Raw genomic sequence first — 25,517 nt, 5'->3', positions numbered from 1 at the left:
TAAAAACCTAAGAAAGACGGTCGCGCTAATTAATGCGCTAGAAACGCAATTAGAAGCGCTTTCTGATGAAGATTTAAGAGCTAAGACAGCTGAGTTTAGAGAACGTTACGATAACGGACAAAGCCTTGACGACATTCTACCAGAAGCATTTGCTGTGGTACGCGAAGCGTCAAAGCGTGTAAATGGCATGCGTCACTTTGACGTACAGCTATTAGGCGGCATGGTTTTACATCAAGGTCGTATTGCAGAAATGCGTACCGGTGAAGGTAAAACCCTAACAGCCACACTTCCAGCCTACTTAAATGGCTTAACAGGCAAAGGCGTGCACGTAATTACCGTGAACGACTACCTTGCTAAACGTGATGCTGAAACAAACCGCGAGTTATTTGAGTTCTTAGGCCTTACTGTGGGCTGTAACGTACCAGGCATGATGCCACAACAGAAAAAACAAGCTTACAGTGCCGATATTACATACGGTACTAATAACGAGTTTGGTTTTGACTACCTACGTGACAACATGGCATTTAGCATTGATGAGCGTGTACAACGCCCACTGTTTTATGCGGTAGTGGATGAAGTGGATTCAATCTTAATTGATGAAGCGCGTACACCACTTATTATCTCAGGCCCAGCTGAAGATAGCTCTGAGCTATACATCGAAATCAATAAAATTGTGCCGCTTTTAGAACTTCAAGAAAAAGAAGACGAAGAAGGCATTGAAGGCGATGGCGATTACACAATCGACGAAAAGTCTAAGCAAGTTCACTTAACTGAGCGCGGTCAAATTAAAGTAGAAGACCTACTTACTGAGCGTGGTTTAATTGAAGAAGGTGACTCGCTTTACTCTGCCGGAAGCATTACATTACTGAGCCATGTGTATGCCGCACTGCGTGCCCATAAGCTTTATCAAAAAGATGTTGATTACGTTGTTAAAGAAAACGAAGTCATTATTATCGATGAGCACACAGGGCGCTCAATGGAAGGTCGTCGTTGGTCTGAAGGTTTACACCAAGCTGTTGAAGCTAAAGAAGGTGTAAAAATTCAAAACGAAAACCAAACACTGGCTTCAATCACTTTCCAAAACTACTTCCGTTTATACGAAACTTTAGCCGGTATGACAGGTACAGCCGATACTGAGGCATTTGAGTTTCAATCTATTTACGGCCTAGACACGGTTGTTATGCCAACTAATAAGCCGATGATCCGTGATGATCGCGCCGATTTAGTTTACCTAACACAAGAAGAAAAATACGAAGCTATTTTAGCCGATATTAAAGATTGCCAAGAGCGCGGACAGCCTGTACTTGTAGGTACTATTTCGATTGAAAGCTCTGAGTATTTATCGCAGTTTTTACGCAAAGAAAAAATTAAGCACAACGTACTTAATGCTAAATTCCACGCGCAAGAAGCTGACATCGTATCGGATGCTGGTTTACCAGGTACTGTAACAATTGCAACCAACATGGCCGGTCGTGGTACCGATATTGTGCTTGGTGGTAACTGGAACAGCGAAGTTGAAAAACTAGAAAACCCAACAGATGAGCAAATTGCTGAAATTAAAGCAGCGTGGAAAATTCGCCACGATGCAGTAATTGACGCTGGCGGTTTACACATTATTGGTACTGAGCGTCATGAATCGCGCCGTATAGATAACCAATTACGTGGCCGTGCTGGTCGCCAGGGTGATGCCGGCTCTAGCCGTTTTTACTTATCGATGGATGATGCGCTAATGCGTATATTTGCCGGCGAGCGCATGACTAACATGATGCGTAAACTAGGCATGCAACGCGGCGAAGCCATTGAGCACCCTTGGGTTAACCGTGCAATTGAAAACGCTCAGCGTAAAGTAGAAGCACGTAACTTTGATGTACGTAAACAATTACTTGAGTACGATGATGTAGCAAACGATCAACGTCGTGTTGTTTACTCTCAACGTAACGAGCTGCTTGAAGAAGGCGATATTTCAGAAACCATTACAGCAATCCGTGGTGATGTACTTGCCGGTGTTATTGATCAATACATTGCACCACAAAGCCTTGCTGAAATGTGGGATATACCAGGCCTTGAAGAGCGCTTAAAACAAGACTTCCTGATTGAGCTGCCTATCACGCAGTGGTTAGCTGATGACAATAAACTATACGAAGAAAAACTTCGTGAGCGTATTGAGCAAGCGGTTGAGCAAGCTTACAAGCAAAAAGAAGAGCAAGTTGGCGACTCTGTACTACGTCAGTTTGAAAAAGCGATTATGCTTCAAAGTCTTGATCAGCACTGGAAAGATCACCTTGCTGCAATGGATCATTTACGCCAAGGTATTCACTTACGTGGCTATGCACAAAAGAATCCTAAGCAAGAATACAAGCGCGAGTCGTTTGAGCTATTCACCGAAATGCTTGAAAACTTAAAAGTTGATGTAGTGGGCATTTTAAGTAAAGTACAAGTTCGTGCCGAAGAAGATGTTGAAAAAGTAGAAGAGCAACACCGTAAAAGTGAAAATGCCCCTCGCGAGTACCAACACGAAGAAGCTGAACATGTAGGCGGTGAAGCACCTCAAAGCGCAACTGTAATGGCAAGAACAGCGCCTAAAGTTGGCCGTAACGATCCGTGTCCGTGTGGCTCAGGACAAAAGTTTAAGCAATGTTGTGGTAAATTAAAGTAACGACGCATTGTATGTAATTAAAAAGCGACGCTAGCGTCGCTTTTTTTATGGAGAAAAAACATGACAACAAAAATTGTAAATGTAGCGGTAGGCGTAATAAAAAAAAATAACGCCATCTTTATCTGCAAGCGTGCTGATGAGCAACATCAAGGTGGCTTATGGGAATTTCCAGGCGGGAAAGTAGAAGCTGGCGAGAGCGTATTTGCTGCACTTAAGCGTGAGCTAAGTGAAGAAGTTGGCATTACCATTCACAGCTCTAGCCAACTTATGGTAATTGAACATGACTATGGCGATAAATGTGTAAAGCTTGATATTCACGTTGTGAGTAACTTTAGCGGTGAAGCTCATGGCGCCGAAGGGCAACCAAGTGAATGGGTCGCTATTAATGAGCTTAGTAACTATGAGTTCCCTGCTGCTAACGCCGAGATTATCGAAAAAATACAAACGCGATACGCGTAAAGCACATGAATACAGCAATACAAAATAAATTAAGTGAGCTATTAGCGCTAAACCCTGAGCTTACTCAGGTGAGCTCTTTAGGCAGCGGACATATAAACACCACATGGCTGTTAACTAATGCTGCGCAGCAATTTGTTGTTCAAAAGCTCAATACCCATGTATTTAAAAACCCAGCACAACTGGTTAATAACGCACAGTTAATTGAGCAGCACCTAAGCGCTAAACAACAAGCAAATACTTACCCGCTCGACATTGTTAAGCATATAAGTACTTACCAAGGTGAATACCTTATTACAATTAACAACTCGTACTACCGCGTGCTTAATTTTATTAGCCAAAGTATTAGCGAAGATGTGGTTACAGAGCCCCATCACGCACAGCAAGCCGCATTTGCATTTGGCACCTTTACACGTGCCTTGCTCGATTTTGACGCATCAAGCCTCTGCCCTGTTATTACTGACTTCCATAACTTAGCTATGCGCTTTGAGCAGCTTAATACAGCTATTAGCACCGCCACTAAAGAGCGGCTGCAGCAGTGTAAAAGCGACATTGACTACTGCATTGCACAACAGCATTTAGTAAAAGAACTCGCTGACGTAACAGCCGATTTGCCCACCCGGGTGTGCCACAACGACACTAAAATAAATAATATGCTGTATTGCAGCAATACATATAAAGCAAAAGCAGTTATCGATTTAGATACATGTATGGCAGGCTTTTTATTGTATGATTTTGGAGACATGGTGCGCACATTTTGCTGCGCTGAGGCAGAAGATTCGATTAATATTGATAAAGTGGTTATTCGCAAAGAGGTATTTACAGCGCTTGTTAAAGGCTACCTTGCCCCCCTTAAATCGGCTATTAGCAACAAAGAGCAAGCAAGTTTGCTACTTGGCGCTAAAGTTATGCCGCTAATGCTCAGTGTGCGGTTTTTAACTGATTACTTAAATAACGACGTGTACTTTAAAACCACCCATGCAGAACATAATTTAGAACGTGCGCAAAACCAGCTGGCTTTGTATAAAAATATTTTAAGCAATCAAAGCTGGATGCATAAAACACTCATGCAGTAGCCCTAAATTAAGTATTATTGCGCATTGGTATTAGTACTCAGTATTTAAATATAAAAAAGCCAGCAAGCTAAACACTTACTGGCTTTTATTTACTAACCTAAAAGCTGGGTAATTTATCTCTTAACCAGATTCAAGTTAACTAACAGGCTATCAATTACCAAATTTTTACGCGGTCTTCTGGTTTGATATACATTTTGTCGCCTTCTTTTACGTCAAACGCTTGGTAAAACTCAGGCATGTTCGACAAGATACCGATAACACGGTAGTGACTTGGTGAATGCGGGTCTGTCATTAAGCGGTTTCGTAGCTCTTCATCGCGGTACTTACGACGCCAAATTTGTGACCAACCCATAAAGAAACGCTGATCGCCGGTGTAGCCATCAATAACAGGCGCTTTGTTCTCACCTAACGATAATTGATACGCCTTATAAGCCACCGTTAAACCACCTAGGTCGCCAATGTTTTCGCCAAGGGTAAGCTCGCCGTTAACACCCGCATCTTCAAATGGTTTATATTCGTTGTATTGCGCTACTAACGCGCCGGTACGCTCTTCAAACTGTTTAAGGTCAGACTCACTCCACCAGTTACGTAAGTTACCGTCACCATCGTATTTAGCACCTTGGTCGTCAAAACCGTGACCTAGCTCGTGGCCAATTACTGCGCCAATTGCACCGTAGTTTACAGCGTCATCGGCTTCTAAATTAAAGAACGGTGGCTGTAAAATAGCAGCTGGGAATACAATTTCGTTATTTACTGGATTGTAGTAAGCATTCACTGTTTGTGGCGTCATGTGCCACTCAGAGCGGTCCACTGGCTTGCCTAATTTAGCAATCATGTCGCTATAAGCCCACTGACTGTAACGTATGTAGTTACCCACTAATTCATCAGGGTTAATGCTCAGCTGTGAGTAGTCTTTCCACTTATCTGGGTAGCCAATTTTTGGGGTAAATTTGTTTAGCTTTTCTTGGGCTGCAAGCTTGGTTTCAGGGCTCATCCACTCAAGGTTTTCAATAGCAACGCCGTAACCTTTAATAACGTTATCTACCAGCTCTTCCATACGTGCTTTTGCTTCAGGCGGGAAGTTATCTTTTACGTATACTTTACCTAAAATTTCGCCAAGTACGCTGTTAGATGCATCAACCGCTTTTTTCCAAAGTGGCGCTTGCTCTTTTACGCCACGTAATGTGGTGCTGTAAAAATCAAATTTAAGATCAACCAAGTCAGTGCTCAGTAACTGCGCGTAACCACTTACAAAATGAAACTTTAAGTAGTTTTTCCACGTTGCTAAATCTGTTTCTTTGTACACATCAGCAAACCCTTCTAAGTAGCTTGGCTGACGTACAATAATGTCTGAGGTATCTACCCCAGCACTTTTGAAAAATGCAGCTAAATCAAAGTCGCCTGTTAGCTTATTTGCCTCAGCTACGGTCATTTTATTGTATGACTTAGTTGCATCACGGCTTTGTACTCGGCTCCATTGCGCCTCAGCTAAAGCGCTTTCAAATGCGATAACGTTTTTCGCGGCATCAGCGGCATTTTCAACGCCAGATTTAGCTAAAATATCGGTTATGTATTGCTCGTAAGATGCGCGAATTTTAGTAAATTTTTCATCATCTTTTAAGTAATAGTCACGATCAGGTAAGCCAAGTCCAGATTGCGATAAGTACAACGCGTATTCACTTGAATTTTTAGCGTCGTTATTTACAAACCAGCCAAATGGTAAGCTCGCACCTTGCTGCTGAATTTTAGCCATTAAAGGAGCAAGGTCAGCTTTTGAATCTAGGCTATCAATGGTATTAAGTGAAGGTTGTAAAGGTGTAATACCTAACTCATCACGTGTGTCTTTATCCATGTAGCTTTTGTAAAAAGCACCAATTTTGTACTCATCGCTGCCTTTTTTAGCACTGCTATTATTAGCGGCACTTTCAAGCGCTGTTTTCATCGCTTTTTGCGACTCGTCGTATAACTGTGTAAACGAGCCGTAGTTCGACTTATCGCCAGGGATCTCTGTTTTAGCAAGCCACTGTCCATTCACATGGTAATAAAAGTCATCTTGTGCACGAACCGACTCATCCATATTGGCAAGGTTTACACCTAGCTCAAGCGTTTTTTCTGCAGGTGCTGTAACGGCAGCGGTGTCGGCCACTTGCGTTTCTTGTTGTTTTTCACCGCAACCTACTAGGCCCAGTGCAAGTGCGATACTTGCAGCGGTAATAGTTACTTTTTTCATAATTATTCCGTTTGTTAGTAAAGAATAAAATATCTATTTCATTAAACTATTGCATGCCAGAGAAAAAATAAAAGCGCCCTGCGATGCTTTCACTTAATGAAATTAATATTTAGGCGGTTAAAACAACACGCCGAATTTCTATGATAAACCCCATTAAAGAAACAATAAAATAGAATATGTAACAAAGTATTTTCTATGAGACGAGGTAACAAAATAGCCCTACCAACAACCATAATCGCACTTTTGCGAGTTATTTTTTACCATGGCGAGCAAGGCGCTCTAGCTTTTCTTTCAGCGAAGGTGGCGCTGATGCGGCAATGGCATTAAGGTAATCTGAAGTTTGCTGGCTCATTTTTCTTGAATTGCCAGGTGCTTTACCTGCGGGGCCGGGTTTATCTGCAGTTGGGCTTAAGCGCGCTGTTGCTTGAGGGTTTGCAACAATTTTAATTTGTCCGAGCTCAGCCATGCCTGCCGCTCTAAAATGCGACTGCATATCCATTTTTAAATAATTAAGTTTAAGGGCAATTGCCGCCGATACAGCTTCAATCATCAACGTGCCATCGCGGTAATTACTCACACGGCATTTTTCAGCAAGCTTTGGGCCTAAAAACTCTTTGAGCAACACCTGTTGCTTATCAAGCGCTTGGCTTTTACCTGCATAGGCCGATAAGCGATTATTAAGGCCTGCCATAATGTCAGTCAGGGGTTTTGGTGCGTACCTATCTTTAGCCATTCAACACCTCAAAAATTTAAATAAAGCACGTTTAAGCCAAGCGTTTAAATGCTCGGCTTTAATATGTGCTTGTATATTATACCAATTCGCTTAATTACGTATTATTGCAAATTGCTATTATGCGCCTGCTATTTGCATTTGCTCTATAAGTACTGAGCCGGTTTGAATGCCGCCTCTGCGCTCAATATCGCCCCCTATGGCCGAAATACCTTTAAACATGTCTTTTAAATTTCCGGCAATGGTAATTTCACTAACAGGGTACTGAATTTCACCGTTTTCTACCCAAAAACCGGCCGCTCCACGCGAGTAGTCACCCGTAACGGTGTTTACGCCTTGCCCCATCAGCTCGGTAACTAATAAGCCTGTTCCCATGGTTTTTAATAAAGCCGATAAATCGTTGTGCGTTTGCTCAACTAACCAGTTATGAATACCGCCTGCATGGCCTGTTGGAGCCATATTTAGTTTACGCGCTGCATAACTTGCTAATAAGTAGGTTTGCAGCTCACCGCCTTGAATAATTTCACGGTCAATCGTTTTTACCCCTTCGCTATCAAAAGGCGACGACGCTAAGCCTTTTAATATATGAGGACGCTCAGCAATATTAACGCTCTTACTAAATACTTGAGTGCCTAGGCTGTCGAGTAAAAAGCTCGATTTACGATAAAGCGCCCCGCCGCCAATTGCCGACACTAAATGGCCAAACAATGAGTTGGCAATATCGGCTCTAAAAATAACAGGGACTTTCATAGTACCCAGCTTTTGGCTATTTAGTTTAGCCAGTGTTTCGGTGGCGGCTTCTAGGCCTACCGCAGCGGCGTCGTTAAGTCCGCCCTGATCGCGAGCAACAGTATAAGCAGAGTCGCGCTGCATGTGCACGCCTTCTTTGCCTATTACCATCGTGCTAATGCTGTGGCGCGTACGTGGAAAACCAGCAATTAAACCATGGCTATTACCATACACACGTAAGCCTTGGTGCGATGAAAAACTTGCACCATCTGAATTAACAATGCGCTCATCAGCATTTAAAGCGGCTTGCTCTGCAGCGTGACATAGCTCAATACCTTGCTCAGGGCTTACATCCCACGGGTGATATAAATCAAGGTCCTTAGGGGCAAACTCGAGTAATTCTTTATCGGCAATACCATTAAAAGGGTCATCTGAGGTAAATTTGGCAATATCAATGGCTTTTTCTACTACCGTGCGCAGTGTTTTTGGGTTTAGATCAGCAGTAGACGCCGAGCCTTTATTATTCCCTACATAAACACTGATACCTAAACCACCATCTTGGTTAAACTCTATGGTTTCTACTTCACCCATGCGTGTGCTTACCGATAAACCCGATGTACTAGACATAGCAGCTTCTGCGGCAGTGGCACCCAATTTTTTAGCATGCTCGAGCACTTCAGCTACGGCATCTTTTACTTGAGAGATTTGAGAATAAATTGGATCGTGTTGTTGGCTTTTCATAAATTAAGTCCTGAGCCTTAAGGCAATATTGCACGCATTTCTTATCTTTAAATGCTAACACACTCACTGCACCACATCAGCTAATATTAATCACTAAAAGAATCGCGTATAATGGCAAAAGTTATTTTTACTTAAGAGCACCCCATGGCGAAGAAAAAAGGCAAGCCTGCTGAAATTGAAGAAGAAATTATTTACGTATCAAAAAGTGAACTAAAGCGCGACGCGCAAGAGTTTCATCAGTTAGGTTCTGAAATTGCTAAAATGGGGAAAAAGCAACGCGAACGCTTACCACTCAATGACGATTTGAAAGCAGCCATGGTAGTTGCTGATAAAATCAGTAATAAAAGCGATGCGTACCGCCGCCACTTAAATTACATTGCTAAAACGCTACGCACAGTAGAAAACGTTGAAGAAATTAAAGCTATTATTGACGTAATGCTTAATAAAAATAACCAAGCTGAGGTTTTAATTAAAAAAATTGAGCAATTACGTACTGACTTAATTGAGCAAGGCGATGATTTAATTAACGAAACTATTGAGCAATACCCGACCCTTGAGCGCCAAAAAATGCGCCAATTGGTACGCAACGCCGCTAAAGAAGTTAAAGCTGAAAAGCCAGGCAAGGGCTATAAAGAATTGTTTCAATACTTAAAAGATGCCCACAACATAACGTATTAACAAAAAATACTCTTTTAAAAAGGTGCTTAGGCACCTTTTTTGTTGTAGATCAAAACCCCTCCCTTAAAAGCTTTTTATACTCAACACCTCATTAATACATAAGGTGCGCGTGATGATAAAGCTTCCAAAATGGGATCAAACTCTTATAAATAAGTATAACGTGTCAGGGCCACGCTATACCTCCTACCCCACCGCTTTATCTTTAAGCGAGGGGTATCAGCAACAAGACCTTGTTAGCGCTATAAAATCATCCTCTAGTCGCTCACTTTCTTTGTATATTCATATCCCATTTTGCAGTGAGCTTTGCTATTACTGCGGATGTAACAAGGTGATCACACGCCATCAGTCTAAAGCCGATGTATATTTAGATTATTTAACAAAAGAAATAGCAGCACATGCCCCTTTATTTAAACACTACACAGTGGAGCAATTGCATTTAGGGGGTGGTACGCCAACCTTTTTAACTGTAAAGCAAATGACGCGCTTAATTAACTTATTAGAGCAGCACTTTCACTTTACCCGCAACACTGAGCGAGGCATTGAAATAGACCCACGCTCCCTTGCTAAAGATATGCTTATACACTTACGGGTTTTAGGCTTTAACCGCGTATCCTTTGGTATTCAAGATTTTAACGATGAGGTACAACAAGCGGTTAACCGTACACAGCAAGTAGATACCGTTAAAGCACTGATAACCCAAGCCCGCGAGCTTGGCTTTAAGTCTATAAATGCAGATATGATTTATGGCCTACCTAAACAAACACCCCAAAGCTTTGAAAAAACAATAGCGCAATTAATTGCCCTAAGCCCAGACAGAGTCTCTGTATTTAATTACGCGCATCTACCAGAGCGCTTTGCAGCGCAACGTAAAATAAAAGAGGCTGACTTACCCAGTGCCCACGACAAGCTAACCATGTTTAAAAACACCTTGGCGCAAATGACCTTTGCAGGCTATCAGTTTATTGGTATGGATCATTTTGCAAAAGCCGACAACGAACTTGCAGTCGCGCAAAATAAAGGGCAGCTACATCGCAACTTTCAGGGCTATACCACCCACGGTAATTGCGACTTATTAGGTTTAGGGGTCTCGTCTATTTCGCAAATTGGCACGACCATTTTACAAAACCAAAAAGTGCTTAAGCATTATTATCACGAAATAGAAACGCAAGCCGGCAGTGCTATACATAAAGGAATGCATTTAACGCACGATGATGTAATACGCGCTGAGGCTATTAAATCACTTATTTGCCAGTTTGAATTAGACACACACGCATTTGCGAAAAAGCATTCTATACATTTTAATGAGTATTTTGCGGATGCCCTGTTAGCGCTAAAGCCTTTAATAGACGATGACATGGTGCATATAAACGATAAGGTAATACGCGTCACGCCTCGCGGAAATCTATTTATTCGTATTATATGTATGTGCTTTGATGCTCACTTACAAAAGCAAATAAGTAAAACCCGTTTCTCACGAGTGATTTAATTAGTATACCAATTCGCTTATCACGTTTGAGGTGGTAAAAACGTGTCGATAAGCAGGCATAAAAAAAGCAGACCTGAGTCTGCTTTTTGTATTTTCTAGAGAGTTTAATTAAACACGATGTTTTCGCTGCCCGGCGCAGCTTTAAACTCAACAATGATTTTGTCGCAATCGGCTTTAATCTCATCACTAAAGTTTTCTTCAGCTCGCCAACGTGCTGTATCTTGCTTAAAAATCTCTTTTTTAGAGTATTTTTTGCGTGCATCGTGAGTCGGCATTTCTTTCACAACGTTATACATTTTATAAATGCCTGGGTACGCTAGCGTTAAATCGCGCTCATCTTCAAAAGCGTACTGAGACATTAAAACCCAAATCCGTAAACAGCCTTCAGAGTACTCACATTGCTCTTCAGCCATTGCACGAGCAATTAGATGAATGCTATCTGCAAGTTTAGCGTTACGCTTTAAGCGCGACTGCTTAAGCTTTTGCTGTTGCTCTGCTTGCTTTTGCGCAATTAACTTTTTTTGCGCGTTAAGCTTATAGAGCAACTGACCTGCATAAAATGCTAAGCCAGCAATAATAACAGCACCTACAAACAAGGCTACAATCACTGCGGTACTCATTAAGCGCCCTTACTATTTGTCGTCATCATCATCTAGCCACTCATTGGCTAAATCATCTGAAAGGTACTTATCGAAATCTGAGTTACCATCGCTTTCGAAGTTATCTTCAAAATCATCTTCAAACTCGTCTTCGTCTTCATCTTCGATACCTAGTAACTTACAAAGTACTTGGTGGCGAGCAATACGGCTATTAAAGTACTTCGCATCTTTACCCGTCAGCATTTCACCTTGCTCATGGCGCTCAACGAGCTTAAGTAAACGCTCATCGTTTTCAAGCGCTTCTAGCTCTTGCTCCGGCGTAAGCTCTGGCTCTGTAACCTTTTTAAGCTCAACTGTTGGCTTTAAGTTACGCTTCATTTCTACTTGAGGCTGTGGTGCACTAGCCACTAAAGGCACGGCTTTTTTACTGCCGACGCGCTTATCTTTTGGCGCTGAGTTTGCTTTTTTAGTATCGCTATCTAATAGCTCAGGTGCATTACGAGAACCAGGCTTAGCACCCTTTGGTTTTTTAACTCGTTGCTCTTTTAACGCACGCATTTCTTTAAGCTTATCTTGGCTTAAACGAACAGGGCCGTTTGAAGGAATTTTGCGTGATTTTTTCTTTCTACTCATATCTTGATCATCTCACTTAAGAGGTTTTGAGCGAGGCACATAACATGAGCATCGCAGTGCTGGCCTAGCCAGAAGAATTCGATTTGCGCATTAAAGCTTGGGTTGCTCGTTGAATTAGCGCATTAGCTTATTGCTAAACGGTGGGTATTGTAACAGGACAAATAAAAAGGCGGTAGAGAAAACATCTCTACCGCCTACTAATCTGAGCGCCATTATCTGGACACTTCTCCCTTCGACTTTTTTTAGTCTTTATTATTTTTATTATTATCAGTCCGTATTGTTATTATTTTAACCTTCCTTGTTACATTCCATTTTGTTTTTATTATTAAACTTCCTTGAGATTTTATTATTTACGGTCATCCTGACGCTTTCTTGTTATTTCCTTTTGTAGCACCTTCAATGTGCTATTCAGTCGTGTCGCGCCATTTTCCTTTAGCATAATCCATGTTGTTATTGTTGTTTTGCGACAGTGGTTAATTTACCCGTTAATATTTTTGTTACAACTGGTTTATATAATTTTTCTTACATAGAGCACATATAAAAAACAAAAAATTTATAATAAACATAAATTTAACTGTAAAATTATTTTTAAAATAAGCTATTTCTTACAAAACAGCATGGCAAATGTCTCACAAACTAAAGGGTGATATCGTTAAAATGTGGACACAAAAAAAGCAGCGTAAGCTGCTTTTTAATCATATTTCATAGTATTACACTAGCTAATACTAGATAAATACGACTTTAGTGTAAGCCACCTAAGTATTGAGATAGTACTTCAATATCTTTATCGGTTAGCTTTTTCGCTATATCTTGCATCATACCGTTATGGTCGTTTTTACGGGTTCCATCACGAAACTTCTCTAGCTGAGCTTTAATGTACTCTGGGTGCTGAAAAGAAATTTTAGGAAACTTTGCAAGAGACGAACCATTGCCTCGCGGACCATGACACGCCGCACAAGCCGGAATACCACGTTCAGCATCGCCTGCTTTGTAAAGCATTTGACCAACTTCAACCACGTCTTTTGGGGTGGCGCCTTCAGTCATGTTCAATGAAGAAAAATAAGCAGATAGGTCTTTCATGTCTTGTTCGCTAAGTGGCATAGCCATCGCGCTCATTACAGGATCCATACGGCCTTCTTTACCGCCTGAAGTCATACCTAATTTTAAATCCTTAAGTTGTTTAAGGATGTAATCTGGATGCTGGCCTGCAAGTTTAGGGTAAATATTAACCGGTGCATTACCGTCTGGGCCGTGACAAGCCGCACACGTTGCTGATTTTTCTTTACCTGCGTTTACATCGCCATCAAATGCTGTTGCGTTGCTTGCTGACAACGCACCAAGCAATATTGTTAAAGATAGTGCTATTTTTTTCATGGTGAATTCTCTGTTTCCGACCCTGTATCATCTACAATATGGATGTTGTAATTCATGTATTCTACACGATAAAAAATTCTCTGGCACGTTTTCTACTCATATTAAGCTTATAATTTATAGGGTTTTGACCTAGATTAACCTTTAAGCAGCTTTAATAGTGCCATTTATAGAGTTTTTAGGTGTTTAAATACGCTTTTTAATACATCCTTTATAGTATAAAATACGCGCCCTGAGTGAATTTAGCTCAATAAGATTAACTTTTACGTTTTTAGGAGAGCCTGTGCTCAAATCTCGTATCAAATATAATACTGCGTCTTTTGTAACAAGCGCGCCAGACATCACTAAATTACCTGCTGATACGGGAATTGAAGTCGCGTTTGCAGGTCGCTCTAATGCAGGTAAGTCAAGTGCTCTTAATGCACTGACAGATCAAAAACTTGCTCGTACCAGTAAAACGCCAGGTCGTACGCAATTAATCAACACCTTTGAATTAGGTGAAGTAGACGATATGCGCTTAATCGACTTACCCGGTTATGGTTTTGCTAAAGTACCTATTGAAATGAAAAAGAAGTGGCAAAAGTCACTGGGCGAGTACCTACAAAAACGTCAAAGTTTAAAAGGTATTGTTATATTAATGGATATTCGCCACCCATTAAAAGATTTAGACAAAGATTTAATTAACTGGGCTATTGGCAGCGAAATCCCAGTATTGGCGCTTTTAACTAAAGCCGATAAGCTTAAGCAAGGTGCACGTAAAGCACAAGTACTGCAAGTACGCCGTGAATTAAGTGAACTAGACGGTGATATCACAGTACACGCTTTTTCATCACTTAAGGGAACAGGTTTACCAGAAGTCGCTAAAAAGCTAGATGAGTGGTATTTAGGACCAATTGTGGCTGTTGCACCGCAAAGTGATGAAGACAGCTCAGACGCTTAAAAATAAGCACCTACGAAAGATAAAACTTTCCCCCTGCTGATTTTATAAAATAGCCGCGCTCATCAGCGTCGGCTATTTCAGCCCACTGATAAAACACACTTCGTGATACCCGCGCGCTACACCCATAAGGTAATTGCAAATAAGGCACCGCTGCATTTTTATAGTTTTTTATATAAAGAGGCTGCTCAGCACTGATTAACCATTGCCGTGCTAAATTATCTATACAACACATAACCTGCCCTTGCGCTGTGCTTTCAATATGCCAGCTTACGATAACGAAAGGCGCATCTTGCACCTCTATCGCTATTTTTTCGATGGGTGTTTTTAAATAAAACTGCTCACTTTCTTTGCATAAAACACTGGCAAACAGTTTTACCATCGCAGGGCGAGTAATTTCGCTGCCATCGTAAAACCACTGCCCTTGCTCGTTAATCATAATCGGCAGCTCACCACACTGGGTTGGCTGCCAACTATCAAACGGTTTACTAGGCTCGCTTAATTGCTTACTAAGCGCCGTTAACGAGATCACTGTTTTTTAAGTGTTAGCGCAAAAGTAACTGGTACGGCTGTAGCAACTCCAGGTAAACCAGCTAATTGCTGTAGCTTTTTAACGCCTTCAGTCACACCAAAGTCTTGGCTATTTACAATCACAGGCGTAAACGACGACACGCTTAAATCGCCATTTTCGGCACTGCTAACAAGTACATTTATTTTTAATGGCTTTTTATTACCATGAAAATCAAGCTGCGCATCAACCTCTTTTAATACATGCTGGCCCGGTTTTTTAATATTACTTAATTGCTTTTTTAAATCCGCAGTTAAAACTGCATGAGGAAATTTAGTCGCTTCAAATACAAATTGAGTTAAACGTTCATTGCGAATAGGGATCAGTGTTTCTGCAGAGGTTAAGTCTATATTTACACTAAAAGCACCACTGTCTGAAAGTGTTCCTTCTAGGTTAGTAAAATGATGTGCCTCAGCAATCGAGTCTTTTTTGATAGAAACAAAACTTAATTGGCTCTTGTCATTGACTAGCTGCCAATCTGCATGAGCGGCATTAGACAAAGCAACACTTGATAACGATAAACCGATAATGGCTAACGTTTTAAACATAACGCACTCCTAAAATAAAATGAGAATAATAGCGCTTTCGATACTATCACCTGAAATAGGGGCAAACCACCTCAAATTAAAGACGGCGCTAAATTACTTAGCCTGTACAGTTATTAAAAAATTAATAACGATATAACAGCCTATAACTGATGCTTTTTAGGGGCGTAGCGCAACATCCACGCTAATAATTGCGTGAGATAGCTTTACTTGCCTACGTTTGCTTTATAACTGCTTTATACATATACCCGTTTGAGGGCGCGCAAGGTATGGCACAAAAAATAATAAACATAAATGAGCATAAAGTGTGAATAGTAAAAAAGCGCTTTGAGGTGCTATTTAGCTTTAAAGGGCAATCTAATGAGGAAGAAAAAGCAGCCTGCTTAAAACAAGCAGGCCGATATAGCAAACTGGGGAGAAGCTATCAATTTGTTGCACCTTTTCAGATGCATCATCAACAGGATGTCCTACAGGATGAGGACGCGCGCACTTTAGCAAAAGCGCGCATAAAAATACAATGATATTCCGCCAAAATAGTTCGAATTGACGAACATATAACTATTTAATACAAATAGTTGCTTAAATTAACCTACTTTTAACTAAACTTTGTTTACGCGTAGAAATACTTATATCTATTCGCTTAATTGAGTGAGTTATTTAGAGGCAATAAAAAAGCGCCTTGCGGCGCTTTTAAAATGTAAGCATGTTTTAGGTTAGTGGGCTTGTTCCCAGTTTTCACCTTCGTCAGCTTCTACAATTAAAGGGACATCTAAGCTAGCCGCTTGCGACATTAGCTCACAAATCTGCTTTGTGTATGCTTGCGCACAATCGGTTTTAATCTCAAACACCAATTCATCGTGTACTTGCATTAGTAACTTAATGGTATTGGGAGCTTGTTGATTAACCCAGCTATGCACGCTCAGCATTGCTTTTTTAATAATATCAGCGGCTGTGCCTTGCATTGGTGCATTGATTGCTGCACGTTCGGCGCCTTTACGACGAGCTCCATTACGTGCATTAATTTCGGGTAAGTGTAAACGACGCCCAAAAATAGTTTCTACGTACCCGTTCTCGGCCGCTTTTTCGCGGGTTGTTTCCATGTACTCAAGTACCCCTGGGAAACGCTCAAAGTATTTATCTATGTAGTGCTGCGCTTCGTGGCGTGGTACATCAAGCTGACGCGCTAAACCAAAGGCTGACATGCCGTAAATTAACCCAAAGTTTACTGCTTTAGCTTTACGGCGCATATCTGTGGTTACATCCTCTAGCTCAACCCCAAATACCTCAGCAGCGGTTGCACTGTGTACATCTAACCCATTAGCAAAGGCATTTAGTAGCCCTTTGTCTTGCGATAAATGCGCCATAATACGCAGCTCAATTTGACTGTAATCGGCAGCCACAATTTTATAGCCTTGTGCCGCTACAAATGCCTCACGTATACGGCGTCCTTCTTCAGAACGAATAGGGATATTTTGTAAGTTAGGATCGGTAGAACTCAAACGCCCTGTGGCCGTAACAGCTTGATGATAAGAAGTATGCACGCGCTGTGTTTTCTCATTAACCATCAGCGGTAATTTATCGGTATAGGTTGATTTAAGCTTAGATAAACCACGGTGCTCAATAATCACCTTAGGTAGTGGGTAGTCATGGGCAAGTTCTTGTAGCACTTCTTCAGCCGTTGAAGGTGCACCTTTAGGTGTTTTTTTAATGACTGGCAGCTCAAGTTTTTCAAATAAAAGTACTTGCAGCTGCTTTGGCGAGCTTAGGTTGAATGGTTCGCCAGCTATCTCAAACGCTTCTTTTTCAAGTTCAAGTAAACGCTCGCCTAAACGCTGGCTGTGTGCCGCCAGCATGTTGCTATCAATTGCTACGCCGGTGCGTTCAATATCAGAAATAACATTCACTAATGGCATTTCTATTGTTTCAAATACTGACTTTAACTTCTCATCAGCTTCTAATTTTGGCCAAAGTACTTGGTGTAAACGCAGTGTAATATCGGCATCTTCTGCTGCGTAAGGCGCAGCTTGCTCAAGCTCAATTTGATTAAAGGTAAGCTGCTTTTTCCCTTTGCCGGCTATATCTTCAAAGCTAATGTTTTTATGGCCTAAGTATTTAAGCGCTAATGAATCCATGTCATGGCGAGTGCCCACGCTATTAAATACGTACGACTCAAGCATAGTATCAAACTTAATGCCATTGAGCTCATAGCCTGCATTAGCCAGTACGCTCTTGTCGTATTTTAGGTTTTGCCCTACTTTAGCTTTGTTAGCATCGGCGAGGATTGGCCCAAGCTTTTGCATTACATATTCAAGGCTTAATTGCTCTGGTGCACCCGGGTAGTCGTGTGCAATTGGTAAGTAAGCTGCTTCGCCTGCTTTTACAGCAAAGCTCATACCTACTAACTGCGCTTGCATATAATCAAGGCTGGTTGTTTCGGTATCAAAGGCAAATAACTCAGCGCTGTTTAGCTGCTCAATAAGCGTATCAAATTGTGATTCGGTTAAGATAGTTTCGTAATGTGCATCTTCTACTTTTGGCAGTTCATTTGCCTCAGTAGGGAGCGCTTTTTCTGCATCTTTTGGGTTATCAAGCAGCTCAGCTAACCAACGGCGGAACTCACACTCACCATACAGTGCAATAAGCTCATCTTTATTTGGCTCTTGTACTTTAAAGGTATCTAGGTCTGACTCTACCTCAACATCACATTTAATGGTGGCAAGTTCATAACTAAGTGGTAAATGATCAAGGGCGTTTGCAAGCTTCTCACCAATCTTGCCTTTAATGTCGCCAGCATTATCAATTACACCTTGAAGCGATCCATATTTTTGTAGCCATTTAACAGCTGTTTTAGGTCCACAGCCTTCAACACCTGGGATGTTGTCAACCTTATCACCCATTAGCGCTAAATAGTCGATGATTAGCTCAGGACCCACACCAAATTTTTCAACAACGGTTTGAGGATCTGAAATGCTGTCGGTCATGGTATTGATTAGCGTAACATGCTCATTAACTAGCTGAGCCATGTCTTTATCGCCTGTAGAAACCAATACATGGCGCTTTTGCTCAGTTGCTATTCGCGAAAACGTACCAATAACATCGTCGGCTTCAACCCCTTCAATACTAATTAGCGGAAAGCCCATCGCTTTAATAATACTGTGCAGTGGCGCTATTTGCGTTCGTAAATCGTCAGGCATAGGCGGACGGTTAGCTTTATACTCGCTATACATGTCGTTTCTGAACGTTTTGCCTTTGGCGTCAAACACCACCACCATGTGGCTCGGATCATATTGTTTGATCAAACTTTTAAGCATGTTTACCACGCCATAAATAGCGCCAGTTGCTTCACCTTTAGAGTTGGTTAAATGCGGTGGAGAATGATAAGCACGAAATAAATATGAAGAGCCATCAACTAAAATTAGCGGGTTTTCGGGGATCTGAGCCATGGTGAATTTGGATCCTAAATACAAAAAAGTAATATTATTACAAGCATGCCATAAGGTTGTGAATAAAACGACAGTGAATTACGCTTAGTAGCCATAATTATTGCGGAGCAACCTGTGGATAACTTTGTAGATAACAGCCACAAGCTATTCCTCCAATGCATAATAAAATGCTTAGAAAAATAAATAACTGCTTGTTTTGTTTAAAAAAGATAATACGAGGTTCTTTTTTTATTATTTTAAAACCAATGTGGAAAAAGGTTTTCTAACTGATACATCCGCTGTTAGTCACTTTAGTTATTTGTATCCATTTAAATAACCGGAGGAGTATTCTAGCATAATGGATCAAAGATCATAGCGATCCTTTATAATTTTTTTTACGAGCGCACTGGCAAAAATGGCATAAACCGCAATACAACTTGCACTGCGAATACTTTTTAAACTAAAAAATTATTTTAGTGTGTGTTTTGGCCCGTGTTAAACTTCATCCAAACGACTTATTTAAAATACTTGAGGAGCACAAAAGCATGAAAAAGATAGCTGTAATATTAGCCGGCTGTGGTGTGTACGATGGCAGTGAAATAAACGAAGCAGTATTAACACTGCTGCACATAGCTAAAAACGGTGCTGCATATCAATGTTTTGCTCCTGATATAGAACAACTTCACACTATTAATCACCTTACCGGTGAAGAAATGCCAAGCAACCGTAATGTACTCACTGAGGCAGCACGCATTGCCCGTGGTGATATAAAATCATTAAGCGAATTAAAGGCATCTGAATTTGATGCGTTAATAGTACCAGGGGGATTTGGTGCCGCTAAAAACTTATGTGATTTTGCCGTTAAAGGCGCTGATGCGCAGATAAACGACCTAGTATTAGAGGCCTGTAAACAATTTGCTAATGCACAAAAAGCCGCTGGCTACATGTGTATTGCGCCGGCTTTAATTCCGTTTATATATCCCAATGCTACTTTAACCATAGGTAATGATGAACAGACCGCAAGCGCTTTAACCCAGCTAGGCTCTACTCACGCAGCCTGTGCGGTTGATGATATTGTGATTGATGAGGACAATAAACTCGTTACCACCCCTGCTTATATGCTGGCGCAGTCTATTTTAGATGCCGATGCGGGGATCGAAAAATTGGTTAAAAACGTACTAGCATTAGCTTAAATAGTGATTTACTAAGCCACCGATTATAAATGTTTGTTAACTGAAACATGCAATTTTATTGCGTTGACGCAAAAATTAGTCAGTTTTATTGATAAAAACACCAGTGGGCGTTTTATAAATCGTTACACAAAGGTATAATCGGTTTAATTTCCGTCATCTATAATCGTGATTGATCACGTTCAAATCGAAGTGAGCAAGGCAAAATGAAAAAACTATCAGCTGCAGCATTATTAGTGCTAGCAACCACCGCATACGCACAGCCATATGATAACTCTATGACTGAAGATGCGATAAAAAAACGTTTAGCACCAGTTGGCGCTGTTTATCTTGAAGGCGAGAAAGCTGCTGCAGCCGCAGCCCCTACAGGCCCTCGCTCTGGTGAGCAAGTGTACCAAGGCGCATGTTTTGCCTGTCACGGTACTGGCGCACTAGGTGCACCTAAATCAGCTGATGACTGGGCACCGCGTATCGCTAAAGGTAAAGATGTACTGCTTGATCACGCTATCAACGGTTTTAATGCGATGCCGCCAAAAGGAACATGTATGGATTGTTCTGATGATGAGATTAGCGCAGCTATTGATTTCATGACATCTAAATAATTTAATTAAACCCCTGATAACTAGGGTGATTAATTTAAAAAGGCCTATTTTTATAATAGGCCTTTTTTTATTCCTAAAATAATCTTTTTAGTTGCTGTTTTGGGGCATTAGTTACTTGACGATCGCAACTAAAAGTGAAATTATACGTCTAATAAACATACAATAATAAAATAATATGATTCATGTCATCGGAAGATAAACCCGCGGCACCGAGTAAACTAGCGCACCAAAATAAACGTCTTAAAGCGCTATTAGAAAAGTATAAGCAATCTCACCACTTACAAAATGCCCTGATCCAGCTATCAGAGCAAGCAAGCTCTGTTGCCGAATTAACCTTACTTTACCCCGCTATCCATGACATTTTACAAGCATACCTACCTAGTAAAAGCTTTTACGTGGTGCTTGCTAATCAATATACTCATGCCTTGGAACTTTCTTATTTTTGTGATGAAAAAGATGGTATATCAGTCGCCCTCAATCAAGATAATAGTTTTGAAGAAGGCGCTACAGGCTACGTTTATAAGCTTGGCAAAACCACCTGCTTTACCAAACAAGAGATGCAAAGCGCTGCACAAAACGGCTTATTTAAAGCACTAGGCTCACCTGCAGAGTACTGGGTTGGTGTTCCTATTTATCAAGAGCAAAACATTATTGGCGTACTTGCTGCGCAAAGTTACGATAAACACCAAGATTACAGCAGCCAGCAAGTGCATTTACTCGAAGTAATGTCTTTATACTTAGCCACAGCCATAGAGCGAGTTAAAAAAAGAGAGCTGCTCGAATCTGAAGTAAAAATTCGTACCCGTGCGCTCACGCAAAGTAATGATGCGTTAAACCTAGAAATTGAACAACGAAAACGCGCACTACAACGCCAACAAATTTTGTTTAAAATATCGGAGCTGGCAACGCAAGCGCAAAACTTAGATGATGCCTATGTAAAAATTCATCAAATAATAAAAACCATTACATACGCAGAAAACTTATACATTGCACTTTATAACAAAGAGACTGGTTGGATTAGCTTCCCGTACTGTGTGGATGAATTTAAAGACAACACCGAGCCGAGGCCGTTTGCAAAAGGTTATAGCGAACTGGTTATTAGCAGCGAGCAGACCCAACTTATTCACCCTAGTAGAGCCAAAGAGCTATTAGAAAGTGGTGATGTACAACGAAATAAGCCAGTACCAGAGGAGCAAATGGCCACCAGCTGGCTAGGTGCGCCGCTTAAAACATCGCAAGGGGTTATTGGCTTAATTGCATGCCAAGCGTATAATAATAATCATATTTTTAGCAAAGACGACTGCGAGCTTATTACGTTTGTATCACACCAAATTGCCACGGTTTTACAAACAAAGTTAGCCACTCAAGCACTTAAATCTAGCCACCAAGAGTTAGAGTATCGAGTTAACGAAAAAACAAAGGCGCTGCAACAAGCTAACCTACATTTACAAATGCAAATTGATGAGCGTAAAAAAGTAGAGCAACAGCTTTATCATGATGCGCATCACGACTCATTAACGGGCCTGCCTAACCGCAGCTTGTTTTTAACCCAGCTAGAAAAAACACTGCAGCATTACCATCGTTTTCCTGATCATCACTTTGCTGTGTTATTTATTGATTTAGATAAGTTTAAAGATATAAACGATCAACTAGGTCACCATGCCGGCGATCAATTTTTAATAAGTGTGGCTGATTTATTTTCGCATTGTATTCGCGAACACGATTTACTCGCTCGCCTTGGTGGTGATGAATTTGTAATTTTGCTTACCCACTTAACAGAGCTACAACAAGCAGAAGATGTAGCTGATCGCATTATTAATATAATGAAAAAGCCATTTTGCAGTAAAGGTACCTGCATTCAAAGTGGTGCAAGTATTGGTATAACGTACTCAAATTCAAGTTATCAGCATACCGATGAAATTATTCGCGATGCCGATGCTGCTATGTATTATGCTAAAAATGCGGGGCGCGACCGCTATGAGCTGTTCCACCCGTTATTAACGCAAACACTAACAAGTGCAGAATCTCCAGCACAGCACCATCTTGATTCACTTCCGATGAGTTTTAGAAGTGCAGATATTATAAACCTTGATGAACAACAGCAATCAGAGTCACTGTTTGAAGCCTTTGGTGAACACCCTGTATTAGGCTATACCAGTTTTGAAGTGCTGAAAAAGTTTGCAACCGATAAAGAGCAGCACCTCCAAGTTGAATTAGAACTCTTGCAGCACGCCTACGCCCACGCCTTAGCGGCAAATGTAGCCATGGTATTATTGCCATGCTCAGGGCTACTTTTAGAAGCGCTTGAATTTAATTTATTTACTGAGGTATTAAGTAAGCTGCAAGGGCAAAGCCAACTGTGTTTATTGTTTGACGACCAAGAAATACGTTACGCCTGTGCAACTCAGCTAGAAAACCTTAAAAAGCTCTCGCAGCTTGGCTACAGCATTGGCTTAAATAACTTTGCAAAAGACCGCTGTGAGCTAAATGCACTGACCGACATTACCTTCGATTATGTACTACTTAGCTCAACCTTTAGTAAACGCGTACTGCAACAAGAAAACTTTAACTTGCAATTACAAGGTGTACTGGCAATCACTCAGCTAAAAGGCATAAAAGTCATTGCCAAAGGCCCTTCTATACTCAACTTTAGAGCCTTGCTAGATAAATACGGACTAAACTTATTTGTTGCTAAGCAGCAAGGCTTATCGGAGTCAGTAGCGGCTAATAACAACGCCGCGCAGTCTATTAACTAGGTTTTTTCAGCATCGCCCTTAAGTTAGCGACCCGTGCTTGGCCTTTTTCCATGCGCTCAGCTTGCGAGCTTGGGGCTTTTTTGTTTTCAAACGCTAGGTCATCTTGCGGTAACTCTTGCACAAAGCGGCTTAGCTCTGTTTGTGAGGTTTCGCCAAACTGACGACGTATTTTTGCATATGTTAGTGTCAGCTCTTGCTGGGCCCGTGTGATCCCTACGTATGCTAAACGGCGCTCTTCGTCTACGTTTTCTTCATCAATACTTACTTGGTGTGGCAATAACCCCTCTTCCATACCAACCATAAATACGTACGGGTATTCTAAGCCTTTAGATGCATGCAAAGTAAGTAACTGTACCGCATCAGACTCATCTTCTTCCTCGTTACGCTCTAGCATATCGCGAAGCGTTAATTTGCTGACCACTTCAGGTAAGGTCATCGGTTCGTTATCGACATCTCCGGTGAGCATATCGGTGATCCAACGATACAGCTCAGAGACGTTTTTCATGCGCATTTCTGCCGCTTTGGCACTTGGCGATGACTCATATAAATACGCTTCGTAGTTAATATTACGTACCAAGTCTTTTACCGCTTCGAGCGTATCGCTACGCACTGCATTATCTGAAAGCTCAACAACCCAACGTGCAAACCCCGAAAGCGCATTTAAGCCACGCCCTTTAAGGCGGTAGCCTAGGTCGTTATCAAAACAGGTGGCAAATAAGCTTTGGTGTTTTTCGTTTGCAAGTGTGCCTAGCTTTTCAAGTGTAACGGTGCCTATTTCACGGCGCGGCGTATTAACAATGCGTAAAAAAGCGTTATCGTCGTCTTGGTTAACCAACAAGCGTAAATACGCCATAATATCTTTAATTTCTGAACGCGAAAAAAACGACATTCCGCCACTAATTTTATAGGGAATGCGGTTACTCATTAATGATTTTTCAAAACCGCGTGCCTGGTGATTACCACGATACAAAATAGCGTAATCTTTATAGCTGGTGCGCTTCATAAATTTATGAGAAATTATTTCAGCAACAACTCGCTCGCACTCATGCTCTTCATCCCTACAGCCAATCACTTTAATCGGCTCACCGTAACCAAGCTCACTAAATAGCTTTTTTTCGATATCGTGCGGGTTATTGGCAATTAAAATATTTGCTGCTTTTAGAATGCGCTGGGCACTACGGTAGTTTTGCTCAAGCTTTATGAGCCTAAGGCCGGGGTAATCTTTACTTAACAGTACCAAGTTTTGGGGGCGGGCTCCGCGCCATGAATAAATAGATTGGTCATCATCCCCCACCACAGTAAAACGCGCTCGCTCGCCTACTAATAACTTAACAAGCTGGTACTGGCTGGTATTGGTATCTTGATATTCATCCACCAGCAAATACCTAAATCGTTGCTGCCAACGCTCTCGTGAGGTGGCATTACTACTAAGTAATAAAGTGGGGATCATTATTAAATCGTCAAAATCCAGTGCGTTATATGCTCGCAGCTGATTTTGATAACGCGCGTAAAGCTGCGCAAATAACGCCTTTTGCGCATCACGTGCTTCGCGTATAGCTTGCTCTGGTAAAATTAATTCGTTTTTCCAGCTGCCTATTTGCATTTTTAATAGATTAAGTAGGTCTTTGTCTTTTTTAAGCTCGTCTTCGGTTAAATCACCTAGCAGCTGGTTAGTATCTTGGTCATCAAACAGTGAAAAACCTTCTTTAAAGCCAAGCGTTTTGAGCTCTTTTTTAATTATTTCAAGCCCTAGGGTATGAAAAGTTGATACCCACAGCCCTTTCGCCTCTTGCTTATTAAGCGTTTGTAATACACGCTCGCGCATCTCTTTGGCCGCTTTATTCGTAAACGTTACCGCAGCAATATTACGTGCTTTGTACTCGCACTTTTGCACCAAATAAGCAATTTTGTTAGTGATTACGCGCGTTTTACCTGAGCCTGCACCCGCGAGTACTAAACACGGACCACTAATATATTTTACTGCTTCATCTTGTTTTGGATTGAGTTTCATAACGACCATGGAGTTTTAAAAGGCAGCTAATTTTACCGTAACCACAGATACAGGCATAGCCATTAGATTAATTAATTCCATTGTGGTGATCATGTATTAAA

At 41.3% G+C, this 25,517-nt stretch carries 19 protein-coding genes; 9 read left to right on the top strand and 10 right to left on the bottom strand.

The genetic code is table 11. From position 1 onward, the window contains the following. The 3 genes from secA to B4F91_RS05345 all read left to right on the top strand — a co-directional run. The coding region (gene secA / locus B4F91_RS05355) for a preprotein translocase subunit SecA (protein ID WP_288635410.1) at nucleotides 1–2,656 on the top strand (2,656 nt) is incomplete at its 5' end. Nucleotides 2,657–2,716: 60 nt separating this feature from the next. After that, nucleotides 2,717–3,115 (top strand): 8-oxo-dGTP diphosphatase MutT, encoded by a 399-nt coding sequence (mutT, locus tag B4F91_RS05350; RefSeq protein ID WP_248531379.1) that lies wholly within the window; start codon nucleotides 2,717–2,719, stop codon nucleotides 3,113–3,115. Between the two features lie 5 nt (nucleotides 3,116–3,120). Beyond that, a complete protein-coding gene (locus tag B4F91_RS05345) occupies nucleotides 3,121–4,188 on the top strand; it encodes a phosphotransferase enzyme family protein (protein WP_248531381.1) in 1,068 nt (355 codons plus the stop codon). A gap of 154 nt (nucleotides 4,189–4,342) precedes the next feature. Here the strand turns inward: B4F91_RS05345 and B4F91_RS05340 are convergent, their stop codons facing one another. From B4F91_RS05340 to pmbA, 3 genes are all read right to left on the bottom strand, one after another. Then, nucleotides 4,343–6,418, bottom strand: coding sequence for a M13 family metallopeptidase (locus B4F91_RS05340; RefSeq protein WP_138577683.1), 2,076 nt, complete (start codon nucleotides 6,416–6,418; stop codon nucleotides 4,343–4,345). 250 nt (nucleotides 6,419–6,668) lie between these two features. Next, nucleotides 6,669–7,151, bottom strand: coding sequence for a DUF721 domain-containing protein (locus tag B4F91_RS05335; protein ID WP_004589317.1), 483 nt, complete (start codon nucleotides 7,149–7,151; stop codon nucleotides 6,669–6,671). Between the two features lie 117 nt (nucleotides 7,152–7,268). After that, nucleotides 7,269–8,618, bottom strand: coding sequence for a metalloprotease PmbA (pmbA, locus tag B4F91_RS05330; RefSeq protein WP_286939254.1), 1,350 nt, complete (start codon nucleotides 8,616–8,618; stop codon nucleotides 7,269–7,271). A 144-nt stretch (nucleotides 8,619–8,762) separates the two neighbouring features. Here pmbA and yjgA point away from each other — a divergent pair, with 144 nt between their 5' ends. Both yjgA and hemN read left to right on the top strand, forming a co-directional pair. After that, nucleotides 8,763–9,296, top strand: coding sequence for a ribosome biogenesis factor YjgA (gene yjgA / locus B4F91_RS05325; protein WP_004589315.1), 534 nt, complete (start codon nucleotides 8,763–8,765; stop codon nucleotides 9,294–9,296). A 112-nt stretch (nucleotides 9,297–9,408) separates the two neighbouring features. After that, the gene (gene hemN / locus B4F91_RS05320; protein WP_154944599.1) at nucleotides 9,409–10,782 is read left to right on the top strand and encodes an oxygen-independent coproporphyrinogen III oxidase; all 1,374 of its coding nucleotides are present in this window, start codon (nucleotides 9,409–9,411) and stop codon (nucleotides 10,780–10,782) included. A gap of 104 nt (nucleotides 10,783–10,886) precedes the next feature. On the opposite strand, the gene B4F91_RS05315 is transcribed toward hemN, so the two are convergent. The 3 genes from B4F91_RS05315 to B4F91_RS05305 all read right to left on the bottom strand — a co-directional run bounded on the left by B4F91_RS05315 (nucleotide 10,887) and on the right by B4F91_RS05305 (nucleotide 13,388). Then, complete coding sequence (locus tag B4F91_RS05315; protein ID WP_004589313.1) at nucleotides 10,887–11,402, bottom strand: DUF2489 domain-containing protein; 516 nt, start codon at nucleotides 11,400–11,402, stop codon at nucleotides 10,887–10,889. 12 nt (nucleotides 11,403–11,414) lie between these two features. Beyond that, nucleotides 11,415–12,014, bottom strand: a complete 600-nt coding sequence (yihI, locus tag B4F91_RS05310; protein WP_004589312.1) for a Der GTPase-activating protein YihI — start codon at nucleotides 12,012–12,014, stop codon at nucleotides 11,415–11,417. Nucleotides 12,015–12,755: 741 nt separating this feature from the next. Continuing rightward, entirely contained in the window at nucleotides 12,756–13,388 is a 633-nt protein-coding gene (locus B4F91_RS05305) for a c-type cytochrome (protein WP_004589311.1), read from the bottom strand. 280 nt (nucleotides 13,389–13,668) lie between these two features. Here B4F91_RS05305 and yihA point away from each other — a divergent pair, with 280 nt between their 5' ends. Next, a complete protein-coding gene (yihA, locus tag B4F91_RS05300; RefSeq protein WP_054982948.1) occupies nucleotides 13,669–14,325 on the top strand; it encodes a ribosome biogenesis GTP-binding protein YihA/YsxC in 657 nt (218 codons plus the stop codon). Nucleotides 14,326–14,335: 10 nt separating this feature from the next. Here the strand turns inward: yihA and B4F91_RS05295 are convergent, their stop codons facing one another. From B4F91_RS05295 to polA, 3 genes are all read right to left on the bottom strand, one after another. Further along, nucleotides 14,336–14,854, bottom strand: coding sequence for a DUF1285 domain-containing protein (locus B4F91_RS05295; protein WP_286937838.1), 519 nt, complete (start codon nucleotides 14,852–14,854; stop codon nucleotides 14,336–14,338). Beyond that, complete coding sequence (locus B4F91_RS05290; protein ID WP_029773395.1) at nucleotides 14,851–15,438, bottom strand: YceI family protein; 588 nt, start codon at nucleotides 15,436–15,438, stop codon at nucleotides 14,851–14,853. The genes B4F91_RS05295 and B4F91_RS05290 overlap by 4 nt, the downstream gene beginning before the upstream one ends. Nucleotides 15,439–16,148: 710 nt before the next feature. After that, on the bottom strand, nucleotides 16,149–18,878 hold the full coding sequence (gene polA / locus B4F91_RS05285) for a DNA polymerase I (RefSeq protein WP_029773397.1): 2,730 nt from the start codon (nucleotides 18,876–18,878) through the stop codon (nucleotides 16,149–16,151). Between the two features lie 524 nt (nucleotides 18,879–19,402). On the opposite strand from polA, the gene elbB reads away from it, so the two are divergent. The 3 genes from elbB to B4F91_RS05270 all read left to right on the top strand — a co-directional run bounded on the left by elbB (nucleotide 19,403) and on the right by B4F91_RS05270 (nucleotide 23,405). Beyond that, nucleotides 19,403–20,050 carry an isoprenoid biosynthesis glyoxalase ElbB gene (elbB, locus tag B4F91_RS05280; protein ID WP_029773398.1) on the top strand — a complete coding sequence of 216 codons (648 nt, stop codon included), beginning with the start codon at nucleotides 19,403–19,405 and terminating at the stop codon, nucleotides 20,048–20,050. A 203-nt stretch (nucleotides 20,051–20,253) separates the two neighbouring features. Continuing rightward, a complete protein-coding gene (locus B4F91_RS05275; protein ID WP_004589305.1) occupies nucleotides 20,254–20,649 on the top strand; it encodes a c-type cytochrome in 396 nt (131 codons plus the stop codon). A 182-nt stretch (nucleotides 20,650–20,831) separates the two neighbouring features. Further along, nucleotides 20,832–23,405 (top strand): sensor domain-containing diguanylate cyclase, encoded by a 2,574-nt coding sequence (locus tag B4F91_RS05270; RefSeq protein WP_273586605.1) that lies wholly within the window; start codon nucleotides 20,832–20,834, stop codon nucleotides 23,403–23,405. On the opposite strand, the gene rep is transcribed toward B4F91_RS05270, so the two are convergent. After that, nucleotides 23,398–25,416, bottom strand: coding sequence for a DNA helicase Rep (gene rep, locus B4F91_RS05265; protein ID WP_248531386.1), 2,019 nt, complete (start codon nucleotides 25,414–25,416; stop codon nucleotides 23,398–23,400). The genes B4F91_RS05270 and rep overlap by 8 nt on opposite strands. Nucleotides 25,417–25,517: the final 101 nt, after the last annotated feature.

The sequence above is a fragment of the Pseudoalteromonas sp. UBA6610 genome (genome assembly GCF_002433295.1).
In the GTDB taxonomy this organism is placed as follows: Bacteria; Pseudomonadota; Gammaproteobacteria; order Enterobacterales; family Alteromonadaceae; genus Pseudoalteromonas; species Pseudoalteromonas atlantica.
Note: the sequence above shows the minus strand (reverse complement) of the source record. Positions and strands in the feature narration are given on the sequence as shown.